At 46.9% G+C, this 324-nt stretch carries 1 pseudogene; it reads left to right on the top strand.

The window, feature by feature from the left end:
• A pseudogene (locus BHU61_RS13505) lies at nt 1–324 on the top strand (hypothetical protein); the annotation flags it as partial.

Below are 324 nucleotides of genomic sequence, written 5' to 3'. Positions count from 1 at the left end.
ATCGCAGATGTGAATGATACAAATCCGAAGGTAGCAGATGTATTAACAGCGACAACAGCACCAGGAACAGGTGTAGAAGGCCAACCAGTACCAGCAGGTCAACAGGTAGTAACACCGAATGTATCCGGTTCAACGATTACATCGACACCAGTGAATGGTATTTCAGTGGATGGAACAGGTCAGTTAACGGGAACGCCGACAGGCTTAACATGGAGTAACGACCCGACAGCACCGAACTACGAAACACAGACGGTAACAATTCCAGTTACAGTAACGAATGGTACACAAACAGAGACAGTGGATGTCCTGGTAACAGTTCAACGT

Origin of the sequence: Macrococcus epidermidis, from assembly GCF_003259695.1 — a bacterium.
GTDB classification, from domain to species: domain Bacteria; phylum Bacillota; class Bacilli; order Staphylococcales; family Staphylococcaceae; genus Macrococcoides; species Macrococcoides epidermidis.
The sequence above is the reverse complement of the archived record's forward strand: the minus strand, read 5'-3'. Positions and strand labels throughout refer to the sequence as shown.